This is a genomic window from Lentzea sp. NPDC036955, assembly GCF_055608005.1.
The window spans coordinates 1-14,696 of record NZ_JBVJRC010000011.1 but is presented as its reverse complement, the minus strand read 5'-3'; the positions used below and the strand labels follow the sequence as shown (position 1 = coordinate 14,696).

At 69.2% G+C, this 14,696-nt stretch carries 16 protein-coding genes; 8 read left to right on the top strand and 8 right to left on the bottom strand.

Annotated features, from left to right (window positions below):
• Positions 1 to 24: 24 nt before the first annotated feature.
• Both ACZ7CF_RS33465 and ACZ7CF_RS33460 read right to left on the bottom strand, forming a co-directional pair.
• The gene (locus tag ACZ7CF_RS33465; protein ID WP_470371499.1) at positions 25 to 414 is read right to left on the bottom strand and encodes a hypothetical protein; all 390 of its coding nucleotides are present in this window, start codon (positions 412 to 414) and stop codon (positions 25 to 27) included.
• Between the two features lie 161 nt (positions 415 to 575).
• Positions 576 to 2,579, bottom strand: coding sequence for a hypothetical protein (locus ACZ7CF_RS33460; RefSeq protein WP_470371498.1), 2,004 nt, complete (start codon positions 2,577 to 2,579; stop codon positions 576 to 578).
• 464 nt (positions 2,580 to 3,043) lie between these two features.
• On the opposite strand from ACZ7CF_RS33460, the gene ACZ7CF_RS33455 reads away from it, so the two are divergent.
• On the top strand, positions 3,044 to 4,270 hold the full coding sequence (locus tag ACZ7CF_RS33455) for a hypothetical protein (RefSeq protein ID WP_470371497.1): 1,227 nt from the start codon (positions 3,044 to 3,046) through the stop codon (positions 4,268 to 4,270).
• Positions 4,271 to 4,448: 178 nt separating this feature from the next.
• On the opposite strand, the gene ACZ7CF_RS33450 is transcribed toward ACZ7CF_RS33455, so the two are convergent.
• Complete coding sequence (locus tag ACZ7CF_RS33450) at positions 4,449 to 6,398, bottom strand: pentapeptide repeat-containing protein (protein WP_470371496.1); 1,950 nt, start codon at positions 6,396 to 6,398, stop codon at positions 4,449 to 4,451.
• Positions 6,395 to 7,639: a hypothetical protein gene (locus ACZ7CF_RS33445; protein ID WP_470371495.1), complete on the bottom strand. Its 1,245-nt coding sequence runs from the start codon at positions 7,637 to 7,639 to the stop codon at positions 6,395 to 6,397. The genes ACZ7CF_RS33450 and ACZ7CF_RS33445 overlap by 4 nt, the downstream gene beginning before the upstream one ends.
• A gap of 227 nt (positions 7,640 to 7,866) precedes the next feature.
• Between ACZ7CF_RS33445 and ACZ7CF_RS33440 the strand changes: the two genes are divergently transcribed.
• From ACZ7CF_RS33440 to ACZ7CF_RS33410, 7 genes are all read left to right on the top strand, one after another.
• Positions 7,867 to 8,379 (top strand): DUF6283 family protein, encoded by a 513-nt coding sequence (locus tag ACZ7CF_RS33440; protein ID WP_470371494.1) that lies wholly within the window; start codon positions 7,867 to 7,869, stop codon positions 8,377 to 8,379.
• A gap of 63 nt (positions 8,380 to 8,442) precedes the next feature.
• The gene (locus tag ACZ7CF_RS33435) at positions 8,443 to 8,772 is read left to right on the top strand and encodes a hypothetical protein (RefSeq protein WP_470371493.1); all 330 of its coding nucleotides are present in this window, start codon (positions 8,443 to 8,445) and stop codon (positions 8,770 to 8,772) included.
• Positions 8,773 to 8,941: 169 nt separating this feature from the next.
• A complete protein-coding gene (locus ACZ7CF_RS33430) occupies positions 8,942 to 9,223 on the top strand; it encodes a hypothetical protein (protein WP_470371492.1) in 282 nt (93 codons plus the stop codon).
• Positions 9,223 to 9,447, top strand: coding sequence for a hypothetical protein (locus tag ACZ7CF_RS33425; RefSeq protein WP_470371491.1), 225 nt, complete (start codon positions 9,223 to 9,225; stop codon positions 9,445 to 9,447). The genes ACZ7CF_RS33430 and ACZ7CF_RS33425 overlap by 1 nt, the downstream gene beginning before the upstream one ends.
• Positions 9,444 to 9,968 carry a hypothetical protein gene (locus ACZ7CF_RS33420; protein WP_470371490.1) on the top strand — a complete coding sequence of 175 codons (525 nt, stop codon included), beginning with the start codon at positions 9,444 to 9,446 and terminating at the stop codon, positions 9,966 to 9,968. The genes ACZ7CF_RS33425 and ACZ7CF_RS33420 overlap by 4 nt, the downstream gene beginning before the upstream one ends.
• Positions 9,965 to 10,414 carry a hypothetical protein gene (locus ACZ7CF_RS33415; RefSeq protein ID WP_470371489.1) on the top strand — a complete coding sequence of 150 codons (450 nt, stop codon included), beginning with the start codon at positions 9,965 to 9,967 and terminating at the stop codon, positions 10,412 to 10,414. Before ACZ7CF_RS33420 ends, ACZ7CF_RS33415 begins: the two co-directional genes overlap by 4 nt.
• Positions 10,415 to 10,455: 41 nt before the next feature.
• Positions 10,456 to 11,637, top strand: coding sequence for a tyrosine-type recombinase/integrase (locus ACZ7CF_RS33410; RefSeq protein ID WP_470371488.1), 1,182 nt, complete (start codon positions 10,456 to 10,458; stop codon positions 11,635 to 11,637).
• Positions 11,638 to 12,533: 896 nt separating this feature from the next.
• Here the strand turns inward: ACZ7CF_RS33410 and ACZ7CF_RS33405 are convergent.
• The 4 genes from ACZ7CF_RS33405 to ACZ7CF_RS33390 form a co-directional block, all read right to left on the bottom strand.
• Positions 12,534 to 12,851, bottom strand: a complete 318-nt coding sequence (locus tag ACZ7CF_RS33405; protein ID WP_470371487.1) for a hypothetical protein — start codon at positions 12,849 to 12,851, stop codon at positions 12,534 to 12,536.
• A gap of 144 nt (positions 12,852 to 12,995) precedes the next feature.
• The gene (locus ACZ7CF_RS33400; protein WP_470371486.1) at positions 12,996 to 13,736 is read right to left on the bottom strand and encodes a hypothetical protein; all 741 of its coding nucleotides are present in this window, start codon (positions 13,734 to 13,736) and stop codon (positions 12,996 to 12,998) included.
• A gap of 85 nt (positions 13,737 to 13,821) precedes the next feature.
• Complete coding sequence (locus ACZ7CF_RS33395) at positions 13,822 to 14,514, bottom strand: recombinase family protein (protein WP_470371485.1); 693 nt, start codon at positions 14,512 to 14,514, stop codon at positions 13,822 to 13,824.
• 18 nt (positions 14,515 to 14,532) lie between these two features.
• Positions 14,533 to 14,685: an Imm1 family immunity protein gene (locus ACZ7CF_RS33390; RefSeq protein ID WP_470371810.1), complete on the bottom strand. Its 153-nt coding sequence runs from the start codon at positions 14,683 to 14,685 to the stop codon at positions 14,533 to 14,535.
• Positions 14,686 to 14,696: the final 11 nt, after the last annotated feature.

The window sequence follows — 14,696 nt, the reverse complement described above, 5'->3', positions numbered from 1 at the left end:
CTCCGGCGCTGGAAGAGCCGGAGCTCATGGACTGCGCGGGGGAACAGGTTCCTGTACCTCGTCCGGATCGATGACCGTTCCGGTGGTGTAGTCGAACCCAGGCAGGAACGTGGCCAGGTCGAAGATCGCGTTGTTGAGGCTCGTGATCGCAGCAGCGGTCTGCACAGGATTGGTTGCGCTGCGGAACTCGTCCCAGTAATGCCACACCGCGAGCCCCGCGTCATGCCACGCTGCCGCTGTGGTGTCGGCACCGTGCTGCTCGGCCGCTATTTTCCCGATCTCGGGAAGCAGGGCATCGAGGATGTCGGTGGACTCAGCGTCGTCGGAGAGCCGAGGGCTGGCGTCACGGACTTCGGAGATCACCTTGATCAGGCGTTCGTACTGGTCATCGGTGAGGTTGAGAGGATCAGTCATCTGCTGCCTATCTGTCAGGTGCCGGTCGCGGCACCCTCGCGGGTGAGCGCGCCACTCAGTCTCGGCGGTGCGGGAGGCAGACCAGCGTGGCGCTGTTGCTTTACGGTTCGGATGTGCTTGTCGTTGATGGTCGACGCCTTATGCAGGGTCCGGCAGTAACGTTAGCGGCCGACCGTCATACCGCGTGACTGCTTGATCCCGTCAAGTAGATAGGCGTACTGCGGTGCCATTTCCTTCGCCGCGGCGAAGCTGGGACGGTCGAACCTGGTGCGTCCGAACACGATCAGGCCCTGGGGTGCGCCGTCGAGGCCTTCGCTGGCTCCGTTGGCGAGCATCCGCTGCGCGGGGTCGGTCGAGTTGTCGTCGTGGATCGAGATCAGGTAGCCCTCGCCGTTCGCCTCGTTCTCCCGGTGCCAGGCGATGGTGCAGCTGTCGAGCCGGGTGACCTGGTCGCCGGTGCGGCGGGACTCTCGGCGCTCCTGGTCGCGTTGCTGCGCGGCCTCGTCCTCGGCGTCGGCCAGCACCGCGAACTCGGCGCCCGTCGTCACGACGATGTCGCCGTCGGCGTCGTCGTCGTCGAATCGGAAGAACCAGACCTCGTCGGGCCAGCCGCCGTTGCCGCGGGCCGTTCGCGGCCCGGTGAGATCGGTGTGCCACGACCACAGCTGGGAGTCGCTGTGCAGAAACTCCGGCCGGAAGCGCGGTGCCTGGCGCGGGTCGCGTTCGAACACGTCGACTTCCGTGGGGCGGATCGAGCGCGACCGCCGGCGGTGATGCCGCAGCGTGGTCAGGTATGAGCGCATCATCCGCTCGGCGACCTCGCGGTTGGCGAAGCGCTGCACGCGGGTGGGTGCGCCGTCCTGCGCTTCGGCACGCACGCGGCTGCGGTACCAGGCTTGCGGGAGCCAGATGCCCCAGATCGCGGGCCCCTCCAGGTCGGCTTCCGCACACGCGGGGCACCAGCTGTCCGGGTGCGCGTAGAACCGCTCCGGCGGATCGCGCAGCACCGCGTCGCCTGCGAAGACCATGCCCAGCGTGAGCTCGAACATCGCCGACACGGCGGTGCTGTTGTGCTCGTCCCAGACCAACGTGACGCCGTCGTCGTGGCGCGTCACCACGACGCGGTCGTCGTCGAGCAGATCCCGCACCAGCTCGACATGGCTGAGCCGGGCACGGCTGTGCGCGACGAGCATCCGGCACGCGCCGGCGGAACAGCGGCAAGGGCCTGTTGATAAAGATCGTCCGAAGTGGACACTTAAGTTCTCCGCTCGCATGCGGCATGGCACGACAACAGGCGCACGGACGGTGCGCCGGACTGGCCGGTCGTTGCGATCCTCAGCCCGACACAAGCGGCGGGCTGCTGCGGTGAAGCGTGCGCCAGCGTAGCGCACGACCTCCGCGAGCCCGCCCATCAGATGCGCCACCTCAAGGTGCCGAAACCGGTCAACCGGCCCCAGTTCCACAGTGCCGCTCCACCTGGTCCAGCCCTCCGGTTGCGACCCGGAGCGGCCGGCGGTGTCGAGGTCCACGCGGACGCCGGTGATCCCGTCGGGCATAGTCAGGCGCACCTCCGCGGCCTCCACAAAGGCGATCCCCATCACACTGGCCTCGCTCATGGTGTCCTCAACGGTGAGTGTGGCCAGCTCGGCATCGGTGCACTCGGCGGCGAGCTGCCGGTGGGCGTCGTGGCGTATGGTGTCGGCTCGGTGGGCGATGTCGTGTAGCCACACGGTTCGGGAGTCCTGCTTCGGGTCGGGGTTGGGGTCCAAGGCGCGGGCCAGGGCGGCGAGGACCTGGCCCGCGGCCCATGCCACGCCCGCGAGCGGTTCGGTTACCGGGGCGACCATCGTGGGCAACAGCACCTGGGACAGGTGGTCAGCCAACACGGCGACGTGCCGGTGTTGCAGCAGCATCGGGCTGGGCGTGTCGGAGGGCAGGCCGGTGGGGCGGATGTCGTGGCGGAGCAGGTCCTCGAACGCGGTCTGCTGGTTCACGTCGGCCGCGCGGGCGAGCTCGGTCAACCGACGCTCGCCGGCTTCCCATGCCGCCGTCACCAGCACGGCGCGCTGACGTGCGTCGCCGCCGTCCTGCACCGCCCAGGTGCGCAGCGCGAGCAGCGCGGACAGCCGCCGCATCTCCAAGTCGGTGTGCTCGGTGCCGGTCACAGGCGTCAAAGTACCGATTGATATCGGGGATTGTCAGCGCCACCCCGGTACGTGCAGCAGCGACTCCAGCAAACACAGGTCGATGGACCTCAGCGCTCGGTGATGTTGAAGTAGCGCGGGTCGAGCTCCAGCGTGAAAAGGTCGTCACGCCGTTGAGGATCTGGTGAAAGTCGAGCTCCAGCCCGTAACGAGGCAAAATGTCCAACCGGGATTGCTGCCCCGGCCCAGCCGGCGACTCTCGGCGTTGCCGAACGGGTGACGTGCTCGATCCTGTCGAGGTTTCTGGATAAGGTGTACCTGGGGCATCGCACAGGCCCCTCTCCGAGCCGGATCCGGTCCCCACGCGGCCGACACGGCGTCGAGGACAAGACGGCTCCGCCTCAGTGCAGTTCGGCACCCGACGCGATCACCTGCTGACCAGGCTGGCCTCGCGGAGTGCGTGGGACTTCGCTAAGGACGCCCTGATGACGCGACACAACCGCAAGCGCCGACAAGACGCTCGCGCGTTCATGGCCGAGCATGCCACCGTCAACTACACCGACGCGCTGCGCAAAACCTCGCCACTGGCACAGGCAGCACGGCAACGCGCCGCTGAGCGAAACCTGCCGTACCAGCAAGCTCTTGACGAGATCGGTCGGATCCGCGACCTGGCCGAGGCGACCGGTATGAGCCCCCAACAGGCTCAGGAACTGTTCGACGACGCCGACGGCCGAATCACGATCGAGTCCCAGGACCGGTCACGGCCCTCGGTGTGTGTCGTGGACTGGCGGCGGAATCGGGATGATCTCACCGCCGTGCCCGAGCACGGGCGTATCTACGGCTTCGTACGGCCCGCACCGCGAGGGTTCGTAGTGCACCAGCTCGGCTGGGTACGCGAAGCCGAGCGCGATGCAGACGAGCTCGTCGGACCGATCGAGATCGGCTATCTCGACCCGCAGACAGGCGAAAGCCGTTCCCGGCAGATCCGCCCGCTGGCAGCCCGTCCCCATGACCGGTGGCTCTGGGTGGAGACGGGCTGGGCACTCGATGATCCAGGCAAGGTCGCCGACGCGCATCCGCTGCAGCCGCCCGCCCCGGAGTTGCTCTACGACGTGCGGTGGTGCTGGGGACCGGACCGCTTTCCGTACGGGCAAGAGAGCAGCCACCGGACCGTGATGCCGCACTGGAAACTGCTGGCCTGGTGTGCCTCGCTGGAATGGGCACACCGGATAGCCGCGGCGGTCAAGACGTACCCCGGCGAGGTGGGCGACGGAATCCTCGCCACGCAGGTTCAGCGGCCGAGCCGCACCGGGCGCGAGGTCGCCGCCACCTACATTCCTGACCTACACACCGACTTCGCACTGGCGGCCCCTGTCGACCCCGTCGACTGGCCCGGCCCGGACCCTGCACACGAGGCCGCGCAGCCAATCATGGTGCTCACCAACGCCGGGAACCCGATTCCGGCGTGCGAGTTGCGCGTCCACACCGGAGAACCAGGCTCGTCCTGGCAGACCGTCTGCTGGACGCTGGGCTGGACGACGGCCGAACGGATCGCCCAGGAAATCGGCGTGGGCCGCCCAGGAACCGCATGGCGCTTTGCCGAAGTCTGGGAGATCGACGAGCCGTCCCGTCAACGGAGCAACCCATGGATTCTGCGCATACGCGTCCCCCACGATCACGGACGCCTCGACCATGATCCCTGCGGCGTGTGATACAACGAGATCGACGATGGCGCAGCACGACCGCGGGCACCCCGGCTGCGCTGAGCGATCCGCCATGAAGGTGGGGCCGCCCGGCATCACCTCCGACAACTCGGTGAATCGCGCCATGGCGTCGCCAATCTCGTTTTCACTGGGGTCCTGCACGATGTTCTCCTTGTAGTGCGGAGGCTCAGCGCTTGACGCGGGAGCGGACGGCGAGCACGGCCAGCCCGAGCAGGACGGCGCCGAGGACGCGGCCGACCAGGACGAGGTAGCCACCCAGCGTGGTGAGGCGCTGATCTGTGCCGAGGGGCACGAGGGATGTGACCAGGGTGCGGATCGCCCGCTGGACACGCGCGGCGGTCCACCGCTGATCATCTGGTGGCAGTGTCGGCGCGACCGCGGTGACGTCGAGTGCGACCGGTGGGGTGGCGGGAGGCGGAAGGGTCGCGGTCACACGCGAGCCGGTGATGTCGATCGTGATTACTTGCGGCGGCGGAGTGGTGGTGCGCGTGGTCTCAGTGATGCGCTGGACGGGCGGTGCGGTGTCGGCGAGTCCGTATCCGGTCAGCAGGATGGTGAGCGCGCCCAGCAGTACCGCGAGCGCGGCAAACGCCCGGCTTGCGCGCTGCCCGTAGCCAGACAGGGCCCAGTAGGCGGTGAGCAGCCACCGTTCGTGCAGCCGCGTTGAGCGAGAGCCGCGGCGGGCTTCCTGTTCGCCGTAGTAGAAGTCGCCGGCGCCAGGCTCATCCTTGGCGTCCTCGCGTGCCTTGCGCAGGGAGCGGTACAGCGCGGCCAGTCGCTCGCCGGTGATCACTTCGACACGTCGGGCAGGGCTGTCGTGCTCGTCTGCGAGTTCCTGCTTGAACTGCTGCAGCCAGTACTCGAACTTGGTGGCGGCGGTGAGTCGGCCCATCCGCCACAGGTACTCCTCACGAATGACGTCGCGGCGGCTCCACCGCCACACCACGGGCCAGTTCCAGGTGGTGCGGAAGCCGTGCTGCGGCAGTGCCGCGAACCGGATTGGGCCGTCCAAGCGCAGCTTGTCCAGGTTGTGGGCGCCGGCGAACAGGCAGTGACTGAGATCCACATCGGCGAGGCTGAGCTTCTCGACATCGGTCTCCTGCAACGACAGCAATAGCGGCGGCCGGAATCGCGCCTGCAGCGGCGCCCGAAATCGGTGGAGTTGCTCAACCGATCGGGACCAGATCCGGAGAGACACCACCTCGTCGTTATCTTGTTCGTCGAGTTCGAGGTGGTGGACGCCGGTTACGGTGGAGGCGGCGCCGAACCGCACTCCGCGCAGACTCGCGTGCCGGCCGCCGGCCAAGCGGAGGTCGAGTCCGGCCTCGAAGCGGGCGCCGTCACACACGACGTCGGTGCTGAGATCGGCGGTCGCGCGTTGTTCGAACACGGTGTCGGACAGATCGACGCGCGCTTTGGGGAACATCCGTCGCCTGTCGGCGTGGACTCGGTCGAAGTCGGAGCGTGCGGTGAAGATCGCGCCCGGCAACGCCAATTCGCCGACCACCACTGCCGAGTAGAACGAGACAGTGGCGGTGAACGCGGCGTTGGTGAAGTCCGCTCCTGCCATGAACACGGACGACACGAACCACGCGGTGCCCTGGAACTGTGTCTCGCTGAACGTGACGCCGCGACTGAACCGCGTGCGCTCGCACACCAATCGGGCCAGAATTCGGCAGTTGGAGAGTTCGACGGGGCTGTCGAACTCGGCGTGGGAGAGGTCGAGGTAGCCGCGCAGCACGCGGCTGGCGACAAGGCGAACCGGTCCGGCGATCGTGCAGTGGCGCAGGTCGTAGCGGATCTCGGGCTGGACGGTGGGGTCGGTGGTGCGGGGGTTCGTTGCATGACGGTTGTCGTATTGGTCGGGAGCGGCCAAGATCGTCGCGAGCGTGTCGCCGGGCAGCGTGGTGCCACGCAGGTCGTAGGCGCGGTCGGCGAGCATGCGGGACAGTGCCTTCTTTACCGCACCGGGGTCGGCGTGCGCCAGGCACGCGCCCTGGGCCTCAGGCAGGACTATGCCGGTGCAATTCTGATCACGGTCGCACTGGTCCCACTCGTCCTCGGGCAGGCGCGGTACGCGCGGACCAGTGGCTTTCGGCCTGTCGGCCGCGGTCATCGGAGATCACCGTCCGCGTCCGGGCCCGGCTCCGCGCCCGGTCCGGGTTGGGTGCCGAGTGCCATCCGCCGGGCACCGGCACCCAGCGCCGCGGCGATCCGGCCTGCCAGGGGAGCGGCATCGGGGCCCTGGGCGAGTTCGAGCAGCAGAGCTTCGCGCAGGGTGTGCAGTTCGTCGGCGTAGCGGTCGCGGTCACCCTGAGTGCCCGAAAGCGCGGCTTCGGCACGTTCGGCGCGGCCGGTGAGGTCGTCGACCTGGGTGGTGAGTGCGTCGCGTTGCTGCTCGTGCAGGGCGGTGGCCTGGGCGAGCTGGCTCTCCGCCTCAGCCTGCAGGTGGGCGCGGAGCTCCTCGAGTTCGCGGGCGTGGTCGTGGTCGCGCTGGGCGAGCGTGGCGCGATGCTCGGCCTCGCGGGCGTTGAGGCGCTGTTCGTGCTCGGCGGTGAGCTGCGTGCGCAGGTCATCGCGTTGGGTCATCGCTGTGGTGTTGAGCTGGTTGATCTCGTCGACGTGTGCGCGGGCGTCGTCGGCGCGGCCGGTGCGCTCCGCTTCCAGCTCGCCCTTCAGTGTGTTGGCGCGGGCAGTCTCAGCCTCCAGCGTGGCCTTGAGTGCGGCGACATCGGCGGCTGCCTCTTGGGAGGCGGCCTCGGCCGCCTCCCGGCGCTGCTTCTCGAGGTCGCGCTCCGCGCTGACGGCGTCGCGTGCACCGATGGCCTGGTGGGCGGCTTGCGCAGCGGCGTCGCGCGCGGCTTCGGCCTCCTCGCGCCGGCGGCGTTCTTCGGCGGCGACGGCCTCGGCGGCTTCGCGGGCGGTCTTGTGCGCCTCGCGGTCGGCGTCGGCGCGTTCGCGCAGGCGGCGCTGCTCGGCGGCGTGCTCGCGGGCGCTGTCCTCGGCGGCGCGGGACTCGGTGACGTCGTGGCTCAGCAGGGTGTGTGCCTGGCCGACGCGTCCGTCGAGGTGGTGCACGGCCTGGGCGAGCTCGCGCAGCGGGTCGAGGGTGCGGTCGTCGAAGGTGCGCAGCTCGTGTGCGAACTCGGTCAGGTCCAGCCGCGGCGCGGTGGTGCGCCCGGCTGCCTCGTAGGCGCGTAGCGGCGCCTGTTCCTGCTTGCCGAGCTGGGCGCAGGTCTGGCCGTCGGGTGCCCAGGTCTTGTCCTGGTGGTAGGTGGGCGGGCGGCCACCGCTCGCGCCGGGCGTCCAGTCGATCGGCTCACCACACAGCGAGAACCGGCAGAACACGGTCGGCACGGAGCGCTGCCCGGCACTAGACGGTGCGGAGGGGCTAACCAGGGGATTTTCAGGCACACTGCAGGGTATCAGTTTCGGAAACGAAACCTTGTGTTTAGTTTTAGGTTTTAAAACCTCTAACTTGCGTAGTCACGATAATCCCGGTTATCGTGGAACACCTCGCGCGCGCCCGCGCGTGACCTGGATCGACGCCCGAAAAGTGGGCACCAACTTGGACAGGGGCACTCATGACCGCCGCCGAGCACGTGCGGCTCGGGCCGTCGCAGCGGACCGCGAGCACCGGGGACGCCGATGCCGGCCGGTGCCCCGCCGCACCGGCCTCCGGAACGCGGCCGCTGCCGTACCGGAAGTTTCCCTGCGGCCCGTGCCCGATCCGGGCCGACAACCGCGACAACCCCGATGCGAAGTTCCCTGCCGAGCGGTGGGACGCGCTCAGCGTCACCGTGCGCGACCCGCAGACCGGCACCCAGCCGATGCCGGACGACGACATGTTCGGCTGTCATAAGGGCGAGCCGGGCACCGACAACGACCTCGCCTGTGCCGGCTGGCTGGCGCAGTTCGGCGCCGACCACATCGCCGTCCGGCTCGCCATCGCCACTGGCCGCCTGCCCGCGGCTGCCCTGAAGGCCGGTGATCACTGGCCCCCGCTGCACGACACCTGGGACGACGTCGTCCGCCACCAGACCGCCCATCCCGATGAGCCCGCACGTCCCGACACCAGGACGGCCGACGGGACCTGACCCGCCCCGTCCCGCCGACCACGCGACAACCGCCCGCAAACCGCGACCGAACGGAACCCTCACATGACCGACACCGAGCAGACGCTGACCGGCCTGCTCCGCCACGCCGCCCGCCGCATCCGCGAGGACGGCCACCTGGAGGTGCAGGCCGTGCTCACCGGCGCCCCGGCCCGCCAGGTCGACGTCAACCCGCTCGCCGACCTGCTGGTCGCCGCGATCGACCACGTCGAGCCGTACGAGGAGCGTGGCTGGGACGAGCAGACGATTCTCGACCGGGTGCCGAAGCTCGCCCGCGCCGCCGTGGCGTTCGCCCGCGCGATCGTGGAGCCCGGCGCTGCCCAGGAGAGCCGCCCCAACTTCGTCGCCGGTCCATCCGGAGACACCAGCCACTAACGTCACGGTGACGTTCAATCGCCGCGGCGTCACCACGAGCAGAAGGCACCAACATGAGGGGCCGACCGAACACGACCGTGATTTCGGCACGGACCGAGTCGCCGTTCGGAACTCGCGGCACCGGAGACGGCGGGCACGGGCTCGTCGCCGACGCGACGGAGGCAACGCAATGACGATCGTGACCGTGGAACACGTCCGCGCGCTGTGCGCGCGCAGCCAGGACCGCACCGTGCTGGTGCTCGACGCCGCCGGGGGGCTGAAGATCGTCACACCGCAGCAGGCGTTGGGCGGGGTGTACGACGACCGCAAGTATCGGGTGTTGTGTACCTCCACCGACCTCGAGGACGGCGGCCTGCGCGTCGGTCGCGACGGCCAGCTCGTCGGCCCGACTGTGTCGGTGTGTACGGAGGTCGCCCGGTACCTCACCGACGAGCTCGCCGGAGCGGCGTGATGCCACCGCGTGCAGCAGGGGCCCGGCCGCTCACCGGCGCGGTGCGGGCCAGCCTGGCGGAGCTCATCGTGCCGCTGGCCCGCGCGGGCCGCGACGATCCCACCATCGCCGCCGCGCTGAGCATCACGCCCACCCAGGTCCGCGGGCTGCGGGCCCAGTTCGACATCCCGGCCGGCGCACGCCGCCCTCTCCCCGGACACCAGCGAGACGAGAACCAGACATGAGCCCGAGTCCGCCCCTCCACGACGGCGTGCGGCCCGCGACAGCCGTCTACGCGACCACCGAGATCGACGGGCAGGTCCGCCTGGCCGCGCTGTCCGTGCCCGACTTCGGCGTCAGCGAGCCGGTCCACCTGCCGCCCGCCGACGACGTCGTGGTCCACCACATCGCGCACGCCAACACCCCGGCCACGGTGCCGGTCCTGCGTTCCCCGGACGCCGACCCGCGCCGCCTGCAGTCCTGGCTGCTGCCCGCCGGGCACGACACCGGCGACTGGCACGACGAGCTCGTCGACAACGCCCTGCCGGAGTCGGCGGAGCAAGCGCGCTCGTCGTTCTTCCGGATGGCGGCGCAGGCCGCGTTCCTGCACCGCCGGTTCGACGAGGGCAACATCCGCACCGATCTGCTCGCCGAAGCCCTGCGCCAGCTCGACCGGCTCAACTGGCGCTCGATCTCGACCAAGCGGCTGCGCGCGCTCGCGCGGGGCGACGCCACGGCCCTGCCCGCCGCGGCCGCGCGACGATGACCACGCCGGGCGCCACGATCCACGCCGGGGCCGTGACCACCCCGGCGGTGTTGCCCACCGCCGGGGGCCGGTGCCTGGTGCACGCCGGCGGTGCGGCGCTGCGTGCGCTGCTGGACCGCGCGGCCGCCGAGGGGCCGCCGGTCGAGCTGCGGTTCGTGCGTCATCGGCACACCGGCACCGTGCACGTGCGGCGCCCGGCCGATCCTCGTACGCCCATCGTGGATCTGGCCTGGTCGGAGCTGGGAGCGATGCTGACCGCGCCCGTCGCCACGGTCTGCGGCTACGCGGCTCGCCACGACCGCGACGGCCACGGTGACGCCGCGGTGTCGGTGTTCGCCGACGAGGACCTGTGCGGCAACTGCCATCGCGGGCTGGGCCCGCACGCGGTGCTGGCGTTCGAGCACGCGACGCCCGTCCCCGACGATGTCGAGGAGACCCGCTCGTGACCGCTGCACTGCCTCTGCCTGCTCCGTACGCGGTCCCGGCCATGCCTGCGAAGGAACCCGATCCGGCGGCGTTGAGCGACGTGCTCGCCGAGCTCGTCTCCGGGCTGCCCGCGCTGCCGCCCGACATCGGTGACCGGTACGGTCTGCGCTCGCTGACCAAGGTCTTCCTGCGGCAGCTCAAGACGCACAACACCCGCCGCTCGTACTGGCGCGGCCTAGGGGAGTGGCTGTCGTACTGCGACTGGCATCGGCTCGACCCGATGGCCGCGCGACTGCTCGACGCGGACGAGTGGCGCACGGACTGGCTCGACAGCGACTCCCCGCAGACCGTGCGCAACCGGCTCGCCGCCGTCTCCGCCTGGTACCAATACCTGATCAACAACCAGGTGTGCGAGATCAACCCGGCCAAGCTCGTTCCACGGCCGGAACGAGACGGGCTCGCCCCCAAGACCCTCACCAGCCAGGAGATCGGGCGGCTGCTGCACTACGCGGTCACCGAGGCCGAACGGCTCGGCACCGAGGCTGCCCTGCGGCGGCTGGCGATCCTCGAGCTGCTGCTGGTCACCGGTGTGCGGACGGGAGCGGTCCTGCACGCGACGTGCGGGCCCGGCGGTGACCTGTTCAGCACCGGCGGCCACCAGGTCCTGCGCTACCGCAACAAGGGCGGCAAGGAGAAGCTCGCCGTCCTGCCGCCCTGGAGTTTCCGGAGCCTGTACGCCTACCAGGCCGCGCGTGCCGCGCGTGAAGGCGTCGACGTCGACCAGCTGGCCGGGCTGCTGTTCGTCACCACCACCGGCACGGCGCTGACCTCCCGCGACATCTACAACCTCGTCAAGGAGCTGGCGACCGGCGCCGGCCTGGCAGAGATCGACCGCATCACCCCGCACACCCTGCGACACTCCGCAGCCCACCTGCTCCTCGGGCAGAAGCGAGGCCTGCTGGAGATCATGGACTTCTTGGGTCACTCCGACCCCCGAACGACGTTGATCTACCTGGCCAGCCGCGAGAAGCTCGACAACAGTCCTTCATACGGCCTGGCCGGCGCGCTCGCCGACGCCGAAGCCAGCGCGGCCCGCGAGCCAGCCCGAAGCGCGGACGACCAACGCCAAGCTGCCCCGCCGCCCGACATCGCGCCCGCGCCCGAGAACACCGCGGACTCCACCGACTCCGACGGCGCCGTGGTGCTGACCTTCCGACCTCGGCGCAGCGGAACCGGCGCGTAGCCGACGAAGAAGACGATGCCCGCCGGGAACATCGACAGCCTGAATGATCATGATCGATGGGAGGGTCCCCCGCGTACCGCGGGGGACCGCTCACTCAACGCGTCGTGCGACGACGACGCGGTCTCGGCCAGCCACACCCCGCACAGACCCAGGTCACTCCGTCGAAGCACGACTCGGTGTAGTCCTGGCAGGTGATGTAGCAGTACTGAGTGTCATAGCGCATGGTGCGCCTTCCTTTCGGGTAGGCGGCACCACAGCCGGGGAGGCCATCTCCCCGACCCTCTGAAGTTGTCTTATCGGTTACTATCCGGCTTTAGATAGTCCTAACTTGACGCTCCTAATTGAGTTGGCTAATCTCAAAGCCGGAGCTTTGAGTGGCTAGAGATTAGCTACGTGGTGCCGAACTGTGCCTGCGCCAACAGGCACGGGACGGATCCTAGCGCGCCAGCCCCTGGTGATCAACCCCAGGGGCATTCGGTGTACCTTCTTTCCTCTGCGCCGCGTTGAGGCCCATCCACATCTCCGTCACTATTACCGCAGGTCAGCGGCGTTAACCTAGCCTTTGTGTCCCTCCTGAACCGCTGACGATCATGATCATTTCGGCGGTGGCCAGCCCCGCCACGGCGATGAACAACGCGGTGTGCAGGATGATCACCGTCTGGATCCAACTTGAGCGGCGCGACGCGGCCAGGCATCGAACAGCCATCGCCATGTGACCATCGCCACAGCCAGTGGTTGCGGGCACCACAGAGCGTCAGAGCCGTCCCGACTGCTGCCGAAGATCCGCCACTTCAGCCTGTGCTTGCTAGTGAGCCTGCTGCTTGCCAGTCTGTCAACGAGCAGCGGCACCGAGCATGCCTCTACGTCGGCGCACCAGGCGCTTGGCCTTGCACCGCCTACTCTCGCCCATCCGCTCGTCCTACTCGCAGAGCAGCGCCGCCCGCCGCCACGTGGCCCCGCCGTCGACGTGACAACCAGACCACCGCCATCTCCTCGGCGGTCAGCTCACCGGTCAACCACTGCACCGCCGGGTCGACGTCCGCGCCGGCCATCCGATGTGCAGCGTCACGCTCCACGTCGTGTTCGTCCGGCGACAGGCTGATCAGCGTGCCACCGTGCGACCCAGGCAGGCCGGGCACCCGCGGATCGCAGGAGATCACCGCCTTGCCGTTGATCGCTCGCTCCCACAAGGGCCAGGTGCCGCGACGGATCACGTCGACCTCGCGGCGCAGCAGAGCGCGGACGCGAGCTGGAGTGACCTGCCAGGTGGGGGTCGCAGTAGTATCCGCCGAACATCGGGCGGATATGTCTTTGACCAGCGAAAATAGCGTACGTAGCCGGGCTGGGACGTCAGTGATCTACTGGGCGGCGGTGTACCGGACGAAGAGCCGTTCCTCGTCGGCCGGGAAGATTTTCGTGTCATTGCCGAACAGCACCCACAGGTCCACGGGGTCGCCGGGGTCAAGCACGGTGAAGCCGACGCGCTGGTAGAAGGCGTCCAGGCCGGGCGAGGGCGGCATGGCGCCGTAGATGTACCGGTATTGCAGCTGGGTGTAGACCTGCCGGGTGCGCTTGAGCAGCGAGCCGCCGATGTTCGCGCCGCGGGCGTGCTCGTCCACGGCCACCGCTTTGACCCTGGTCAGCATCATGCCCATGCCGAGCATGACCTTCTCCATCTCCGGGCCGGAGGCGCCGGCGGACTCCAGGGTCGTCAGGAAGTCCTCGGCGACGTTGACCGGCGGGTAGGCGATCAGCCCGCCGACCACGCCGTGGTCGCGGTGCTCGGCGACCAGGACGAGGGCGGCGTACATGTACGCGCCGAGCGGGCTGAGGTTCTGCTGGCGCATGGCCAGGAACTTCCCCGCCATGAACATCCGGTAGTCCTTGATGCCGCCACGGAGCCCGGCGCGCAGTCCGGCCCCGGCCATCTGCTCGGTGATCGCCTCGCGCAGCGGCGTCTCGAACGGCACGTCGGCCAGCCCGCAGATCCGCTCCAGGTCGTCCAGGTCGTCCACACCGGCCTGCCGGACGCGGACCCGTGGCGCCGAGGCCCATCCGCGGACGAGCTTGTTCTCGGTGGCGCGTTCCAGGTCGCTCACCGCGACTCCTCTCCCCCAGGTGGACTTGCACATGATCGTGCTGTGTCGGCGTCGCGCCCATCGGGTCTGACACGCCGGTGAACGCTCAACTGGTGAATGCGGCGAGGTCGTTGTGCGCCTGGGCGATCGCGTCGGGATAGCGCTGCGCGCGGTCGTGCTCGGCCAGGGCCCGGTAGACGCTCGCGGGGCTGGGGTTCTGGCCGCGACGCTTGCCGGTGGGGATGATCAGGTCCTTGCGGATGTCCTCGACGGACTCGCCGTTCTCGCGGCGGCGCAGCAGGGTGTGCAGCATGTCGTCGGTGATCACGTTGGGGCGTCCGCCATGGTTTCCCTTGCGGGAGGCGGCGTTGAGGCCTTCGAGGGTGGCCTCGCGGATGTTCTCGCGTTCGGTCTCGGCCATCGCGGCGAAGAACGCGAACAGCACCCGGCCAGTGCCGGTCGGGTCGTAGATCCCGGTGAGTGGCCCGGCGAGCATTTCCAGCACGATGCCGTGCGCGACCAGGTGATCGGCGAGGGCGGTGAGCTCGGCGGAGTCACGGCCGAGGCGCTTCATCTCGTGCACGGTGAGGATGACGCGGCAGTGCGGGGCGTGGGCCTTGATCTCGCGGCACTGCTGCAGGGCGGCCTCGAACTTCGGCCGCACTCGGACACGGGTGGAGATCTTCTCGGCGTAGATCTTGTTGCGCGGGATGCCGTGCGCGGCCAGGGCGTCGAGCTGGTACTGCAGTTCCTGGGTGAGGTGCGAACAGCGGGCGTAGCCGATGCGGATGTCGATCATTACCGTGAGTTCGCTGCGTCAGTAAGTTTCGAACGGCTGCCATCGAACGGATTCCGGACGCACGCCGGTCACCGCGAACTCGAGCAACGCCGCGACCGCGAGGTCGCGTGGAATGATCGCGTCGCGCGGGAACTCCGTCTCGTTCGCCGAATCGACGTACAGGGTCGGCACGTCGTCCGGGA